Here is a 15240-nt window from a genome sequence, read left to right as displayed (position 1 = left end):
GGTGGCATCAGACGCAACCTGCGTCGGATTGCCCGATTACAACGTACCGGCGACACGTGTGGCTGACACGGTGATGCAGGTGGAAAGAATTCCTGACAATCTGTTGCGTCCTGGCTGCGCGCGGCAAGGGGCTGGGTGCTGGGCAAGTGCGCCTTGCGCCCGCCCGCCGGGGCGGGTGCGGCCCGGCCCGTAAAATCCCCCGATGCTTTCTGTCAAACACGATCTGCTGGCCGCGCTTGCGGCCGAGCTGGACATCCTCTCCCCCGGCGCTGGCGCCAAGGCGGCCTTTGAATCCCCCAAGGTGGCCGCGCATGGCGACTTTGCCTGCACCGCAGCCATGCAGCTGGCCAAGCCGCTCAAGCTCAACCCCCGCGCTCTGGGCGAGCAGCTCAAAACCGCGCTCGAGGCCACGCCTGCTTTCCAGCGCTGGGTGTCCGCCATTGAAATCGCGGGCCCGGGTTTTCTGAACATCCGTCTCCAACCCACCGCTAAGCAGGAAGTGGTGCGCGAGGTGCTGGCTGCGGGCGAACGCTTTGGCTACCAGGCGAGCAACGGCCAGCAGGTGCTGGTCGAGTTTGTCTCGGCCAACCCCACGGGCCCGCTGCACGTGGGCCACGGCCGCCAGGCCGCTCTGGGCGATGCGATTTGCAACCTGTTCAGCACCCAGGGCTGGAAGGTACACCGTGAGTTCTATTACAACGACGCGGGTGTGCAGATCGACACGCTCACAAAAAGCACGCAGCTGCGCGCCAAGGGCTTCAAGCCCGGCGACGACTGCTGGCCCACCGATAGCGAGAATCCGCTGGCCAAGAACTTCTACAACGGCGACTACATCGCCGACATCGCCGAGGCCTTCAAGGCCAAGGCTACGGTGAAGGCCGATGACCGCGAATTCACGGCCAATGGCGATGTTCAGGATTACGACAACATCCGCCAGTTTGCAGTGGCCTACCTGCGCAACGAGCAGGACAAGGACCTGCAAGCCTTCAACCTCCAGTTCGACGAGTACTACCTCGAATCCAGCCTGTACACCAGCGGCCGCGTCGAGGCCACGGTGAACAAGCTCGTCGCCAACGGCAAGACCTATGAGCAGGACGGCGCGCTGTGGCTCAAGTCCACCGACTACGGCGACGACAAGGACCGCGTCATGCGCAAGCAGGACGGCTCCTTCACCTACTTCGTGCCGGATGTGGCGTACCACATCGCCAAGTGGGAGCGTGGCTTCACCAAGGTCGTCAACATCCAGGGCACGGACCACCACGGCACCATCGCCCGCGTGCGTGCCGGGCTGAAGGCGGCCGATGTCGGCATTCCGCAGGGCTACCCCGACTACGTGCTGCACACCATGGTGCGTGTGGTCAAGGGCGGCGAAGAGGTCAAGATCAGCAAGCGCGCGGGCAGCTACGTCACGCTGCGCGATTTGATCGAGTGGACCAGCAAGGACGCGGTGCGCTTCTTCCTGCTCAGCCGCAAGCCCGACACCGAGTACACCTTTGACGTGGACCTGGCCGTGGCGCAGAACAACGACAACCCGGTGTACTACGTGCAGTACGCGCATGCGCGCATCTGCTCGGTGCTGCGCGCCTGGCAGGAGGCGGGCGGTGCTGATGTGGCGTCGCTCAAGGATGTGGACCTGTCGGCCCTGGAAGGCCCCCAGGCCCAGGCACTGATGCTGCAACTGGCCAAATACCCCGAGATGCTGACCGCCGCTGCCGACGGAGAGGCCCCGCACGACGTGACCTTCTACCTGCGCGACCTGGCCGCCAGCTACCACAGCTACTACGATGCCGAGCGCATCCTGGTGGACGACGAAGTGGTGAAGAAAGCTCGCCTGGCGCTCGTCGCCGCCACCGCCCAGGTATTGCACAATGGCTTGGCCGTGCTGGGTGTTTCAGCTCCAGCCAGAATGTAAGCAGTTACTACCAATATGAAAAAGCAACAGACGGGCGGGACCATCATCGGCTTTATCGTCGGTGTCATCGTGGGCCTGGGCGCTGCGCTGGCGGTGGCCGTGTATGTGACCAAGGTGCCGGTGCCTTTTCTGAACAAGGGCGGCGGGCGCACAGCAGACATGGACGCCGCCGAGTCGCAGAAGAACAAGAACTGGGACCCGAACTCGCCGCTGTACGGCAAGAACCCGGCCCGGCCTGCAGCGCCGCCCGTAGCGGCTGCCGCTTCGGCGCCGGCCTCGGCTGCAGCACCTGCGCCTGAGGTGCGGGCTGCTGCGTCGGCCCCCAAGCCCGCTGCCAGCAAGCCCGAGGCCGCCAAGGCCGAAACCAAGCCGGGTGCCGACCCGCTGGGCGACCTGGCCGTGGCCAAAGCCGCCGCCAAGGGCAATGTGGACCCGTTTGACTACTTTGTGCAGGCCGGTGCCTTCCGCACCCAGGCCGATGCCGATGCCCAGCGCGCCAAGCTGGCCATGATGGGCTGGGAAGCCCGCGTGAGCGAGCGTGAGCAAAATGGCCGGGCGGTGTTCCGCGTGCGTGTGGGCCCCTTCACCAAGCGCGACGATGCCGAGCAGCTCAAGGAGAAGCTCGACGGCGCCGGGCTGGAGTCGGCGCTGGTGCGCGTCCAGCGCTGATGCGTCAGACTTCGGGCGCTGAACTTTTTGCGGGGGCATGGCTCCCATCCCCCAGACCTGAACTAGGAGAGTCTTTGCCATGAAACGCCGTGAGTTTTCTTTGTCCGCTGCTTCGGCAGTCGCCGCTTCCGCCCTGACGCTGCCCGTCGCCACCCCCGCGCTGGCCCAGGCCCGCCAGTTCAAGGAGGGCAAGGACTACAAGCGGCTGGACAAGCCCGTGGCGCCCGATGCACCGGCCGGCAAGGTCGATGTGATCGAGTTCTTCTGGTACAGCTGCCCCCACTGCAATGTGTTCGAACCCACGCTGGACGCCTGGGTCAAGGCCGCGCCCAAGGATCTTTTCATCCGCCGCGTGCCTGTGGCCTTCAATGCCAGCTTCGTGCCCCAGCAAAAGCTGTTCTACACCCTGGAAGGCATGGGCAAGCTCGAAGCCCTGCACGCCAAGGTGTTCCGCGCAATCCATGTAGAAAAGGCCAAGCTGGCCAAGGACGACGAGATTTTTGCCTGGGTAGCCCAGCAGGGTGTGGATGCCGCCAAGTTCAAGGAAGTCTACGCATCGTTCACCGTCTCCAACCAGGTCCGCCGCGCCTCGCAGCTGCAGGACGCTTATGGCGTGGAAGGCGTGCCCTCCATGGGCGTGGCGGGCAAGTTCTACACGGACGGCACCATGGCCGGCAACATGCAGAACGTGCTCCAGGTCGTGGAAGCGCTGGTCAAGCAAAAGTAAGCCCCGGGCTGCCCTGGGCACAAGCTCCTTAGCGCCAAAGGCCCTGGATACCCGATGAAGAAAGCCCGCTGATGCGGGCTTTCTTCATGGAGGGCGCGTGGGGATGGCTACAATGAACTGCAAGATTCGTGCCCTATGAACCACCGCCTCCTTCCGACCCTCCTGCTCGCGGCCCTGGCCTGCCTTCATGGCGTGGCCCACGCTGAAAAAGCCGACCGCGCCAAGCCCATGAACATCGAGGCCGACGCGTTGCGCCACGATGAACTCAAGCAGACCAGCGTGTTCTCGGGGCGCGTGGTCATGACCAAGGGCACCATCGTGCTGCGCGGCGCGCGGCTGGATGTGCGCCAGGATGCCGATGGCTACCAGTTTGGTGTGGTCACAGCCGAAGCAGGCAAACGCGCCTTCTTCCGCCAAAAGCGCGACACCTTGCCCGGCGCGCCCGACGAGTACATCGAAGGCGAAAGCGAAGTCATCGAGTACGACGGCAAGGCCGATAACGTGCGTTTCATCACCCGCGCCGAGCTGCGCCGCTACCGGGGCGCTGCGCTCAGCGACGAGATCACGGGTGCCGTGATCGTCTACAACAACCTCACCGACGTGTTCACCGTGGACGGCCAGCGCGCCCCCGCCACCAATGCGGCAGGCGATGCCCCGGCCCCCGGCAACCGCGTGCGCGCGGTGCTGGCGCCCAAGGACCCGCCCGCTGGTGCTGCAGCGCCTGCGCCGGCCGCCCCCGGCGCCGCACCCGTGCTGCGCCCCAGCAACAGCCTTGGCGGCGGCTCCAAGTGAGCGCAGTGCCCGTCCATCCCGGCCCTGACACCCAGGCCGGCAGCCGCCTGGAGGTGCAGCACCTGGCCAAGTCGTACGGCAGCCGCAAGGTCGTCAAGGACGTGTCGCTGGTCGTGCAAAAAGGCGAGGTCGTGGGGCTGCTCGGCCCCAACGGCGCGGGCAAGACCACCTCGTTCTACATGATCGTGGGCCTGGTGCGCAGCGATGCGGGCGACATCCGCATCGACGGCCATTCGGTGGCCCACATGCCCATTCACCGCCGCTCGCGCCTGGGGCTGTCGTATCTGCCGCAGGAAGCCTCGATTTTTCGCAAGCTCACGGTCGAAGAAAACGTGCGCGCCGTGCTGGAGCTGCAGCGTGGCGATGACGGCCAGCCGCTCTCGCGCGACGCCATCGAGGAGCGCCTGACGGCCTTGCTGGAAGAGCTGCGCGTGCAGCACCTGCGCGCCTCGCCCGCGATGGCCCTGTCCGGTGGCGAGCGCCGCCGGGTGGAGATCGCCCGCGCCCTGGCCACACAGCCGCGCTTCATCCTGCTGGACGAGCCCTTTGCCGGCATCGACCCCATCGCCGTGATCGAGATCCAGCGCATCATCGGTTTCCTCAAGGCGCGCGGCATTGGCGTGCTCATCACCGACCACAACGTGCGCGAGACCCTGGGCATCTGCGACCACGCCTTCATCATCAGCGACGGCCGTGTGCTGGCGCAGGGCACGCCGTCCGAGATCGTGGACAACGCCGAAGTGCGCCGGGTGTACCTGGGCGAACATTTCCGCATGTGATGAAGCCTGGCCTGTCGCTGCGCGTCTCGCAGCACCTTGCATTGACCCCCCAGCTGCAGCAGTCCATCCGGCTGCTGCAGTTGTCCACACTCGAACTCTCGCAGGAAGTCGAGCAGATGCTCGACGAGAACCCGTTCCTCGAATGCACGGCCGAAGAGGCGCCGCGCGAGGAGTTTGGCCTGGAAGCCGCCGACACCCCCGCGCAAGCCGACGAATACAGCGCTGAAGATGCTATATTTTCAGGAGCTGCAAGTGCAAGCACAGCGGGCGCAGAGGGCCAAAATGATGCCGAATCGCCAGGCCCTGGCGCCGACGAACCCGACTGGAGCGGCGACGGCACGGTAGAGATGGCGCCCAACGACGCCGAGTGGGGTGGCGACGCCCCGGCCCGCACCCGCAACGATGCGGAGGGCGACGACGCCGACGCCACCGAACTGGCCCGCTCGCACGAATCGCTCACCGCCTTTTTGCACCGCCAGGCCCTGTCGCTGCGCCTGTCCGAGGTGGACTGCGCCGCGCTGCGCTTCCTGATCGAATCCCTGAACGACGACGGTTACCTCGAAGAGCCGCTCGAAGAACTCGCCATCGCACTGGCCGGGCTGGACGACCTGGAGCAGATCGAGGAGCTGGTGCACCGCTTTACCGTGGCGCTGCGCCTGCTGCAAAGCCTGGAGCCCACGGGCGTGGGCGCGCGCAACCTGGCCGAATGCCTCACGCTGCAGCTCAAGGCGCTGGACGCCGACGAAGAGGCCGACCCCGACACCGTGCAGACGGCGCTCACCATCTGCCAGCAGCCGCTGGAGATGCTGGCCCGCCGCGACATCCGCCGCTTGACCCAGCTGTGTGGCGACGGCGAAGAGCGCACCCGCGCCGCCATGGCGCTGATCGCCCGCCTGGAGCCTCGCCCCGGCCGCAAGTTCGTCGATGTAGAGCGCAACATCATCATCCCCGACGTCATCGTGCGCAAAGCTGGTCGCGCCAACGGGCGGGACGGCCAGCACAACTTCATCGTGCAGCTCAACCCCGACGTGATGCCCCGCCTGCGTGTGCACGACATCTACGCCGGCGCGCTGCGCGGCCACAAGGGCGGCGAGGGCCACCAGGGCATGCAGCAGCGGCTGCAGGAGGCGCGCTGGTTCATCAAGAACATCCAGCAGCGCTTTGACACCATCCTGCGCGTTTCGCGCGCCATCGTCGAGCGGCAGAAGAACTTCTTCACCCACGGCGAACTCGCCATGCGCCCCCTGGTGCTGCGCGACATCGCCGACGAACTGGGCCTGCACGAGTCCACCATCAGCCGCGTGACCACGGCCAAGTACATGGCCACGCCCATCGGCACCTACGAGCTGAAGTACTTCTTTGGCTCTGGCCTGGGCACGGAAACCGGTGGCAATGCGTCCAGCACGGCCGTGCGCGCACTGATCAAGCAGTTCGTGTCGGCCGAAAGCCCCACCAAGCCGCTGTCGGACAGCCAGATCGCCGAGATGCTCAAGGAGCAGGGCATTGAATGCGCACGCCGCACGGTGGCCAAATACCGCGAGGCGCTCAAGATTGCGCCCGCCAATTTGCGCAAGGCGCTGTAGCGCTCAACGCGTTGAAGGGCGCGAGGGCTGCTTGAACGCCCGCCGCCAGGTTACTTGCGTGCCATGAACACCGCGTCATACGCCTGGGGTGTGAACCCGGCGATCTTCTGGCCGTTGGTCAGCAAGACCGGCACGCCCCTGGCGCCCAGCTGCTTGAACGCCGCCTTGCCAGAAGGCGTGTCGATGTCCAGCTCCCGATACGCGATGCCTTTGCCCGCCAGATAGGATTTGGCCGCCTTGCAGTAGCCGCACCAGGTCGCCATGTAAAGCACCACATCGCCCCTGGGGGCTGCGGCTGGCGGCGCGTCGGGGGCGGCTGCCGCCTGGGGCGCGGGCGATGCGCCCGGCACCACACTCACCGGCAGGTTCTCCAGCTTCATCGTCTTTTCCACGGCACCTGTCACAGGGGGCTTGTCGCTGTACACGACCCTGCCGTCTGCGCCCACCGATTTGTACAGCGTCTGGGCGCCTGCGCCCCAGGGCGTGGCGGCCAGCACCAGCACGGTCAGCAGGGTCCGATAAAAAGGGCGCATGGGGGGCTCCGGTAAAATCCGCTGCCCGAGAGCATACGAGACAAGGGGCATGGGGCCTGCAAGGTCCTTATGCCACCAACCCGCATTGCGACCCATGGCGTCTTGGCGTGCTGAGCCGCCCCACCACCGGTGGCCCTGCAGGCACCCTGCGGCACACGCCGCGCACCACTCCCCGCGCAGGCTAGTGCTCTCCGCTTCCTTTTTTCCTACCCCTGTCCGCCACCATGGCCCGCATTGTTTTTGACCTCCCCCCGCACTTCGGCTTTGCCACCGAGCTGCAGATCTACATCAGCCACGTGAACCAGGGCGGGCACCTGGACAACGCGCAGCTGCTCAGCCTGGTGTCCGAAGCGCGCGTGCGTTTCTTCCAGTCGCTGGGCTACCCCGAGGCGGATGTGGGCGGCCTGTCCATCGTCGTCGGCGACATCGTGGCGCAGTACAAGTCCGAGGGGTTCCATGGCGAGACCATGCGGGTGGAGATGGCCCCGGCAGACTTCAACCGCTACGGCTTCGACCTCGTGTTCTGCATGACCGAGAAGACCTCCGGCCGCGAAGTGGCACGCGGCAAGATCGGCATCGTCTTCATCGGCAAGGCCGACCGCAAGGTGGCGTTGATCCCCGAATCCATCCGCCAATTGCTGTTAGCCCGCGCAGGTGAGCCCGGTTCCCCCGCAGTGCCCGAGCGCGTATCCTCCCCATCGACATGAACCAACTCCAACTTTTCCTTCCTTGCGCTGCGGGCGTCGAGGGCTTTCTGGCCGACGAGGTGCATGGCATCACTGGCCTCACGGGGCAAGACCTGCTGGTAGGCCGGGGTGGCGTGCTGCTGCGCGCCTCGTGGCGCCAGGCCATGCAGCTCAACCTGCACAGCCGCCTGGCCCAGCGCGTGCTGGTGCAGCTGGCGCACCGCCCGTACCGTTCCGAAAACGACCTCTACGCCATGGCCAGCGATGTGGCCTGGGAGATCTGGTTCACCACGCGCCAGACCTTCAAGGTCGAGGTGACCGCCCAGCACAGCCCGTTGCAGAGCCTCAACTTTGCGGGCCTCAAGGTCAAAGATGCCGTGGCCGATCGCTTCCGCCACAAGAGCGGCGTGCGGCCCGACGTGAACACCCAGTGGCCCGATGTGCGCATCCACCTGCACCTGACCACCGACGAGGCCACGATCTACATCGACACCTCGGGCGAGCCGCTGTTCAAGCGCGGCTGGCGCGAGGACAAGGGCGACGCGCCGCTCAAGGAAACCCTGGCCGCCGCCATGATCGCCGCCAGTGGCTGGGACCCGCATGGCGACAACCCCCAGCCCCTGTACGACCCCTGCTGCGGCAGCGGCACCATCGTGGTCGAGGCCGCACAGATCGCCTGCCGCATCCCGGCGGGCATGTTGCGGCGCTTTGCGTTCGAGAAACTGCTGCCGTTCCAGGCGCATGTCTGGGGTGCTATTAAAAACGAAGCTGAAAGCGCAATACAGACCAGCGCAGTGCCCATTTTTGGCAGTGATGTGGCCTTCCGCATGGTCGATTTTGCGCAGCGCAATGCCGAGCGCGCCGGTGTGGCCGAGGCTGTACAGCTGCGCGGCGGCGACGCCCTGCAGCGCATGCCGCCCTGCGACCAGCCCGGCGTGATGCTGCTGAACCCGCCCTACGGCGAGCGCATTGCTGCCGCAGGTAGCGCCGGCCGCAACGCCAGCGAGCGCGCCGCCGACCGCGCCCAGGGCATGGCCGTGGGCCGCGAAGAGGCGCAGACCGAAGACGGCGGTGAGTTTTTCAGCCAGCTGGCAACCCACTGGAAGAAGAACTACAGCGGCTGGACCGCCTGGATGCTCACGCCCGACCTGAAACTGCCCGGCAAGATGCGCCTGAAGGAATCGCGCCGCGTGCCCATGTGGAACGGCCCCATCGAATGCCGCATGTTCCGCTTCGACATGATCAAGGGCGCCGTGCGCGACCGGGCTGCCAAGGCGGCCCCCGACGGCGGCCCACGCCATGAAGGTTGAGCTGCGCCTGCCCACCGAGGCGCCAGCGGACGATCCCGCGCGCCCCGTGGTGGTGGATACCAACGTGGCGCTGGACCTGCTGATCTTCAGCGACCCGCGCACCGTCCCCCTTCGCACGCTGCTGGCCCAGGGGCGTCTGGCCTGGATTGCCACGCAAGTCATGCGCGATGAGCTGGAGCGTGTGCTGGCCTACCCGCACATCGCAGAGCGCATGGACTACTACCGCGTGGGTGCCGCGCAGGTACTGGCCGCGTTTGATGCGCAGGTGCGGCTGGTGGACATCGCACCCAAGGTGGGCTACGTGTGCAAGGACGCGGACGACCAGAAGTTCATCGACCTGGCCGCCGCCCACCGGGCGGTGCTGCTCAGCAAGGACAAGGCCGTGATCTGCATGCGCAAGCGGCTGATGAACCTGGGGGCGGACGTGGCCACCGAGGTGGTGCTGACCAGCGAGCCTGCGATGGCCTGAGCCCGTGTTTTCAAGGCTCCGCGCGGGGCACCAGGCTTCCTGGGGTCTCTGGGGCCGACGAGGTCAAAGCCTTCTTCAAATACACCAGCTGAAATCCTTGGATGTAGTTGTCGATGTGCCCAAACTCCTCATAGCCCTGCTTGATGTAAAAGCCCCGGGCCTGCCATTCGAAGGTGCTGAGCGTCACGCTGTGCGCGCCCAGGTCGCGGGCTTTGTGCTCTGCCGTGGTCAGCAGCTTGCGGCCCACTCCCTGGTGCCGGGCGGCCTCGTCCACAAACAGCAGCTCCACAGTCAGCCATTGCAAAAACACGAATCCGCGCAGCCCGCCTACCAATTCGCCCTGCGCGTCACGTGCGCTCACCCACACGGGCTGCGTTTGGCCGTATTCGCCCACAAAGCCGTAGTTGAACTGCCGCATCCGACGGCCGAGGATGCCGGAGTGGACTTCTTCTGGAGTGGGGGTGTAAATCTCAAAGTCGGGCATCGCGAAAAACTCTTTCAGGCCAGCAAGTCATACGCCGCCCGCACCCGTTGCAAATCCCGCCCTAGCCTGCGGCTTGCGGGGAGGTATCGCATCCATGCCATTCGCCGAATGCTGGTCGCCAGCACCTGCTGCATCTCCGCGCTCTCCTGCCCCACCCACGCTGCCCAACGCTCGCGCGCTTCAGGCAGCATGTCGCCTTGGTGCAGGTAGATGGCGGTGGAATGCGCATAGCACAGCGCATCGCGCACATGGCACACCGCCAGCGGCAGCACGGCGGCGGGGTCGTCTTCAAAGTCGATGCAGGCTACCTCGCCATCGGGGCAGCGCACCAGGTTGCGCGCAAAGGCCTGGCTCAGGCAGGTGCCCTGGTGGTGCACCTGGGCCAAGGTGTCCAGCCCCTGCTGCCACAGCGCCAGCACAGCGGCCGTGTCGCCCGCCTGCACGGCGTGGTCGATCTCGTTGCCCAGCGAATGGGTTTCCTCACCCACGTTGCCCAGGTGGCGCATGGCAAAACCATTCGGCAACGCGGCCAGCACCACGGGCACACGGATGCCGCGCGCGGCCAGGTCACGCAGGCGCTGCACTTCGGTGGCAATGGCCGTGGGGCCGCCGGGGTTGGGCACGGGGCGCAGGGCGTCCAGCCGCAGCAGGGCGGCCAGCACGGCCATGGCGCGGTAGCGGCCCGTGCCATGGGGGGCGCCCGCACGCTTGATCCAGATCTGTTCGTTGCCCAGCACATGGGCCATCACGTTGTGGGGTTGGATTGCCAGTTGCTGCTGCAAAAAGGCGGCGTAGTCCGGGGCGGTGGTGGTGCTTTCCATCGTCAAGTTCATACAGCAGCGTCCCCTGCCACCGCTGCTGCGGTGCCTACGGCGGCGGCGTGCACCAGCTCGACATGGTGGGGGATGGAGGGCTCCAGAGCAGGCTCGCTGGCCTGGAAACTGTGGGCGTTGGCCAGCGGCCAGTACAGGCGGAACACGTTGTGCTGTGCATCGAGCGGGCCCAGCAGAGCGCCCGGTTGCATGCGGGTGATGAGGTTGGACAGCAGGCGCACCTCGGTGTCGGTGATGCGGCGCACGATGTGGTGGGCCGTGATGTCTTTGGGGTGGTGCAGCCCGGCGGCCTGCACCAGCTCTTGCAGCGCGTGCAAGGTGCTGCGGTGGAACTGCGCCACGCGCGTGGCCTTGTCGGGCACCACCAGGGCCTGCTGGCGCAGCGGGTCTTGTGTGGTCACGCCCGTGGGGCAGTGGCCGGTGTGGCAGCTCTGCGCCTGGATGCAGCCCAGCGCCATCATGAAGCCGCGCCCCGCGTTGCACCAGTCGGCACCCAGCGCCATCATGCGCGCGATGTCGAAGGCGCTGATGACCTTGCCCGCGCAGCCAATGCGCACGCGGTCGCGCAGGTTCACGCCCACCAGCGTGTTGTGCACCAAGAGCAGGCCCTCTTGCAGTGGCGCACCCACGTGGTCGCTGAACTCCACAGGCGCCGCGCCCGTGCCACCTTCGGCGCCATCGACCACGATGAAGTCGGGCGTGATGCCGGTGACCAGCATGGCCTTGACGATGGCGAACCACTCCCACGGGTGGCCCAGGCAGAATTTGAAGCCCGTGGGCTTGCCGCCCGACAGCGTACGCAGCTTGGCGATGAACTGCATCATCTCGACCGGCGTGCGGAAGGCGCTGTGGCTGGCGGGCGAAATGCAGGCCTCGCCGGCCTTCACGCCGCGCGCGGCCGCGATCTCGGCCGTCACCTTGGCGCCGGGCAGCACGCCGCCGTGGCCGGGCTTGGCGCCCTGGCTGAGTTTGAGCTCGATCATCTTGACCTGCGGGTCGGTGGCGTTGGCCGCAAAACGCTCTTCGCTGAACGAGCCATCGGGGTTGCGGCAGCCAAAGTAGCCCGAGCCGATCTCCCAGATCAAGTCGCCGCCGTGCACGCGGTGGTGCTGGCTGATGCTGCCCTCGCCTGTGTCGTGCGCAAAGCCGCCTTTTTGGGCCCCCTGGTTGAGCGCCAGGATGGCGTTGGCCGACAGTGCGCCAAAGCTCATGGCCGAGATGTTGAACACGCTCGCGTGGTAGGGCTGGGTGCAGGGCGATACCGATGGCGACGGCGCATCGGGGCTGCCCCCGATCCACACACGGAAGTCGTGCGATGGCAGCTGCGTGGGCGCGAGCGAGTGGTTCACCCATTCATACCCATGCGCGCCCACGTCCAGGTGCGTGCCAAAGGGGCGGTTGTCCGGGTCGCCCTTGGCGCGCTGGTAGACCAGCGAGCGCTGCGCACGCGAGAACGGTGCCGCCTCGCTGTCGCTTTCGATGAAGTATTGGCGCACCTCGGGCCGCACATATTCGAGCATGAAGCGGATATGGCCGATGACCGGGTAGTTGCGCAGGATGGCGTGGCGCGTCTGCTGCAGGTCGTACACGCCCAGGGCCACCAGCGCCGCAAACACCAGCACCACGGGCAGCCCCACGCCAAAGGCCACCAGCGCAAACAGCGACAGCAGCAGCCCGAACACGCACAGCGCAAAGGCTGTGTAGCGCACCGGGTAGAGGGAGTTGAGCTGGTGGATCATGGGGCGTCCTGGTTGGGGTCGGTGGCGCGAGCGGCGGGCGCAGGGGCTACACTGGCCGCCTTTTTGTGGGGTTGCCGGATGGCGCTCGGCGCTTTTTTCTGCCCCGCCACCACCCCTGGCCGCCGTGGCCCGCGCCACGGCACAAGGCCTGCGCATCATAAAAGTAAAACATTGTTTTGCCGCCCCCGCTTTCTCCCTTGACGACCGGAGCCCTCCCATGACCGAACCCACATCGCCCACCCCCGCCACTGACGATCTCGACCCCACTACCGCCCCGGCCGCTGCGCTGGGCCCGGATGAGCTGGAGGAGATGGACAACATCCTCGACGACCTGCGCGCGCGCGGCGAGGAAATCCCGCAGTGGGAGTTCTGCGACGGCTTCATGACCGCGCTGATCTGCAGCCGCCGCCCCATCGGCCCGGCCGAATACCTGCCCATGCTGCTGGGCGACGGCGCCGAGCTGGATGTGGCCGAAGGCGACCCGCTGCCGCAGTTGCCCGCGTTTTCCGACGCTGCCCAGCAAGCCCGCTTCATGGACCTGTGGATGCGCCGCTGGAACGAGATCGTGGCCCAGCTCGACACCGACGTGAAGACGCTGGACGACGACCGCACCTTCCAGCCCGAAGCCATGGACATGCGCGGCGCCGTGGCCAGCCTGACCGACGAGCAGCGTGCCGAGATGGGCGACGACCAGGAGGTCCCGTCCTTCGGCCAGGTGTGGGCCCTGGGCTTCATGTTTGCGGTGGAAAACTGGCCCGAAGACTGGGCCGCCCCGCGCGACAAGGAAGCCGCCAAGTGGCTGGACGATGCGCTGGAGCGCATCGTCGCCCTGACCGAAGACGACACCGGCAAGCCCGAGGTCTGCATGTACGACGAAGACGGCCCACCCAGCACCAGCCAGGCGCGCGTCGAGGCCTTCGGCGAAGCCATCTGGGCCGTGTACGACCTGCGCCAGCTGTGGAAGAGCATGGGCCCGCGCGTGGAGACGGTGCGCAAGGCGCCCGAGCCGGGGCGCAACGACCCTTGCCACTGCGGCAGCGGCAAGAAGTACAAGAAGTGCCACGGGGCCTGAGCCCTCTAGGGTAATTTGCTATAAATTAAATAGCATAATTCGCTTGATGGGCGCGCGGTAGGGCCTGTTTTTGTTCATATCTGGCCCTGCCGCAACAGGCCGGGCCGAGCGCCCGTATCGGCGGGCCCGGGCGCAGGCCGTCCGGCCCTTTAGCCGCCCTGCGCCAAGAACTTCTTCAAGTTCCCCGCCGCCGTGCTGCGCACCTTGCGCTTGAGCGAGGGCGACCAGCCCAGCAGCACACCCGGAAGGCCCAGCGCCTGGCGGGACCAGCTCCAGAAGTTGAAACGGTCACGGTGCGTGGCAATCAGCCCATCGGGTGTGAAGGTGAACGTGCCGTCGATGATGTTGTGCACTTGGCGCCCGGTGGCGCTGAAGCGGTAGTGCGCCTCCCAGTGCGCCTTGCCGCCGTTGGCATCGGCGTCGATGCCGCTGAACTCCAGCTTCCAGTGCTCGGCGGCGCCGGGCTTCTTCGTCGCGGTGCACAGCATGCGCCACATGCCGCCCACTTCGTCCCGGCCCTTGAGCGAAAACGCCTCGTCGTCAAACGTGGCATTGGGGGCGTAGCAGGCCGCCATGGTGGCGTGGTCGAGTTGTGCAAATGCGGTGTAGAAGCGCTGCAGGGTCTGGGCGTTGGGGTGCATGGGGTCTCCTCCTCGGGGCGCCCATGCTACACCGGGGTGGTGGGGCGTGGGTGCCGCTTGGGCGACCCCGGGGGCGCGCCCGGCACCGCCCTCATTCAGCGCATAAAGCTGCGCAGCGCATCGGCCGTTTCACCAGGCAACTGCTCCGGGATGAAATGCCCTGCTGGCACCGCCTGCCCGCTCACCACCCCCGCGCACTGCGCTCGCCACAGCGCCATCGGGTCAAACAGCCGGTGCACCACACCGTGTTCGCCCCAGATCACCAGAGTGTCGCAGGCAATCTTGTCACCGCGTGCGCGGCTGTCGCGGTCGTGGTCCAGGTCGATGCCGGCACTGGCGCGGTAGTCCTCGCAGGCGGTGTGGATGGCCTCGGGCGTGCAGAAGCAGCGCTCGTAGTCGGCCAGGGCCTGGGGCTCGATGTGGGCCAGACCTGCGCTGCCCCAGCCGCCCAGTTTGGCGTGCAGGTAGGCGAGCGCGTTGCCGCCGATCATGGTCTCGGGCAGCGGCGCGGGCTGGATCAGGTGGAACCAGTGGTAGTAGGCGCGCGCAAAGTCCATGTCCGTGCGGGCGTACATGTCGAGTGTGGGGGCGATGTCGATCAGGCACAGCTTCTTCACGCGCGCGGCGTGGTCCAGCGCCAGGCGGTGCGCCACGCGGCCACCCCGGTCGTGGCCGCAGAGGTAGAAGCTGCCGTGGCCCAGCGCAGTCATCACTTCGGCCATGTCCTGCGCCATGGCGCGTTTGCTGTAGTTGCTGTGGTCGGGCAGGCCGGGCGCGTGCGATGAGTCGCCGTAGCCGCGCAGATCCGGCATCACCAGAAAGTAGTCGCGCGCCAGCTGCTGCGCCACGCGGTGCCACAGCGCATGGGTTTGCGGAAAACCGTGTAGCAGGAGCAGGGGTGGTGCGCCTGCGGTGCCTCCGGTGCGCACAAAAATCTCGGCGCCCGTGGTGGCGATGTGGTGGGTGGTGAAGCCTTCAAACCAGGTGGTGGCTGTCATGGGCAGGAGGTGT

General features: G+C 66.6%; 16 protein-coding genes. 10 read left to right on the top strand and 6 right to left on the bottom strand.

All coding sequences use genetic code 11. The features are described 5' to 3' along the window. Positions 1 to 202 precede the first annotated feature (202 nt). From argS to ACYZGB_RS08850, 6 genes are all read left to right on the top strand, one after another. On the top strand, positions 203 to 1912 hold the full coding sequence (gene argS, locus ACYZGB_RS08875) for an arginine--tRNA ligase (RefSeq protein ID WP_462387878.1): 1710 nt from the start codon (positions 203 to 205) through the stop codon (positions 1910 to 1912). A 15-nt stretch (positions 1913 to 1927) separates the two neighbouring features. Further along, a complete protein-coding gene (locus tag ACYZGB_RS08870) occupies positions 1928 to 2581 on the top strand; it encodes an SPOR domain-containing protein (RefSeq protein WP_462387877.1) in 654 nt (217 codons plus the stop codon). A gap of 79 nt (positions 2582 to 2660) precedes the next feature. Beyond that, complete coding sequence (locus tag ACYZGB_RS08865; RefSeq protein WP_063462313.1) at positions 2661 to 3308, top strand: thiol:disulfide interchange protein DsbA/DsbL; 648 nt, start codon at positions 2661 to 2663, stop codon at positions 3306 to 3308. 135 nt (positions 3309 to 3443) lie between these two features. Next, positions 3444 to 4100 (top strand): lipopolysaccharide transport periplasmic protein LptA, encoded by a 657-nt coding sequence (gene lptA, locus ACYZGB_RS08860; RefSeq protein ID WP_462387876.1) that lies wholly within the window; start codon positions 3444 to 3446, stop codon positions 4098 to 4100. After that, the gene (lptB, locus tag ACYZGB_RS08855) at positions 4097 to 4879 is read left to right on the top strand and encodes an LPS export ABC transporter ATP-binding protein (protein WP_063462315.1); all 783 of its coding nucleotides are present in this window, start codon (positions 4097 to 4099) and stop codon (positions 4877 to 4879) included. Before lptA ends, lptB begins: the two co-directional genes overlap by 4 nt. Continuing rightward, a complete protein-coding gene (locus ACYZGB_RS08850) occupies positions 4879 to 6462 on the top strand; it encodes an RNA polymerase factor sigma-54 (protein WP_462387875.1) in 1584 nt (527 codons plus the stop codon). Before lptB ends, ACYZGB_RS08850 begins: the two co-directional genes overlap by 1 nt. A gap of 50 nt (positions 6463 to 6512) precedes the next feature. Here ACYZGB_RS08850 and ACYZGB_RS08845 read toward each other — a convergent pair whose 3' ends face one another. Then, positions 6513 to 6995: a glutaredoxin domain-containing protein gene (locus ACYZGB_RS08845; RefSeq protein WP_462387874.1), complete on the bottom strand. Its 483-nt coding sequence runs from the start codon at positions 6993 to 6995 to the stop codon at positions 6513 to 6515. A gap of 224 nt (positions 6996 to 7219) precedes the next feature. Between ACYZGB_RS08845 and ACYZGB_RS08840 the strand changes: the two genes are divergently transcribed. From ACYZGB_RS08840 to ACYZGB_RS08830, 3 genes are read left to right on the top strand one after another with little or no spacing between them, the layout of a single operon-like run. Then, on the top strand, positions 7220 to 7702 hold the full coding sequence (locus tag ACYZGB_RS08840; protein WP_462387873.1) for an acyl-CoA thioesterase: 483 nt from the start codon (positions 7220 to 7222) through the stop codon (positions 7700 to 7702). Then, a complete protein-coding gene (locus tag ACYZGB_RS08835) occupies positions 7699 to 8991 on the top strand; it encodes a THUMP domain-containing class I SAM-dependent RNA methyltransferase (RefSeq protein ID WP_462387872.1) in 1293 nt (430 codons plus the stop codon). Before ACYZGB_RS08840 ends, ACYZGB_RS08835 begins: the two co-directional genes overlap by 4 nt. After that, complete coding sequence (locus ACYZGB_RS08830; protein ID WP_462387871.1) at positions 8981 to 9460, top strand: putative toxin-antitoxin system toxin component, PIN family; 480 nt, start codon at positions 8981 to 8983, stop codon at positions 9458 to 9460. Before ACYZGB_RS08835 ends, ACYZGB_RS08830 begins: the two co-directional genes overlap by 11 nt. 10 nt (positions 9461 to 9470) lie before the next feature. Here the strand turns inward: ACYZGB_RS08830 and ACYZGB_RS08825 are convergent, their stop codons facing one another. Genes ACYZGB_RS08825 through ACYZGB_RS08815 form a run of 3 tightly spaced genes read right to left on the bottom strand, consistent with a single transcriptional unit; the run spans position 9471 to position 12516 of the window. After that, positions 9471 to 9944 (bottom strand): GNAT family N-acetyltransferase, encoded by a 474-nt coding sequence (locus ACYZGB_RS08825; protein WP_462387870.1) that lies wholly within the window; start codon positions 9942 to 9944, stop codon positions 9471 to 9473. A 14-nt stretch (positions 9945 to 9958) separates the two neighbouring features. Further along, the gene (locus ACYZGB_RS08820) at positions 9959 to 10777 is read right to left on the bottom strand and encodes a hypothetical protein (RefSeq protein WP_462387868.1); all 819 of its coding nucleotides are present in this window, start codon (positions 10775 to 10777) and stop codon (positions 9959 to 9961) included. After that, on the bottom strand, positions 10774 to 12516 hold the full coding sequence (locus tag ACYZGB_RS08815) for an FMN-binding glutamate synthase family protein (protein ID WP_462387866.1): 1743 nt from the start codon (positions 12514 to 12516) through the stop codon (positions 10774 to 10776). Before ACYZGB_RS08815 ends, ACYZGB_RS08820 begins: the two co-directional genes overlap by 4 nt. A 217-nt stretch (positions 12517 to 12733) precedes the next feature. Between ACYZGB_RS08815 and ACYZGB_RS08810 the strand changes: the two genes are divergently transcribed. Beyond that, on the top strand, positions 12734 to 13588 hold the full coding sequence (locus ACYZGB_RS08810; RefSeq protein WP_462387865.1) for a UPF0149 family protein: 855 nt from the start codon (positions 12734 to 12736) through the stop codon (positions 13586 to 13588). Positions 13589 to 13737: 149 nt separating this feature from the next. On the opposite strand, the gene ACYZGB_RS08805 is transcribed toward ACYZGB_RS08810, so the two are convergent. Both ACYZGB_RS08805 and ACYZGB_RS08800 read right to left on the bottom strand, forming a co-directional pair. Continuing rightward, positions 13738 to 14229, bottom strand: a complete 492-nt coding sequence (locus ACYZGB_RS08805; protein ID WP_462387863.1) for a nuclear transport factor 2 family protein — start codon at positions 14227 to 14229, stop codon at positions 13738 to 13740. A 95-nt stretch (positions 14230 to 14324) separates the two neighbouring features. Further along, positions 14325 to 15227 carry an alpha/beta fold hydrolase gene (locus ACYZGB_RS08800; protein ID WP_462387862.1) on the bottom strand — a complete coding sequence of 301 codons (903 nt, stop codon included), beginning with the start codon at positions 15225 to 15227 and terminating at the stop codon, positions 14325 to 14327. Positions 15228 to 15240 lie beyond the last annotated feature (13 nt).

The sequence above is a fragment of the Acidovorax sp. Q11 genome, assembly GCF_054950075.1.
This window is presented reverse-complemented; position numbering and strand designations above follow the sequence as displayed.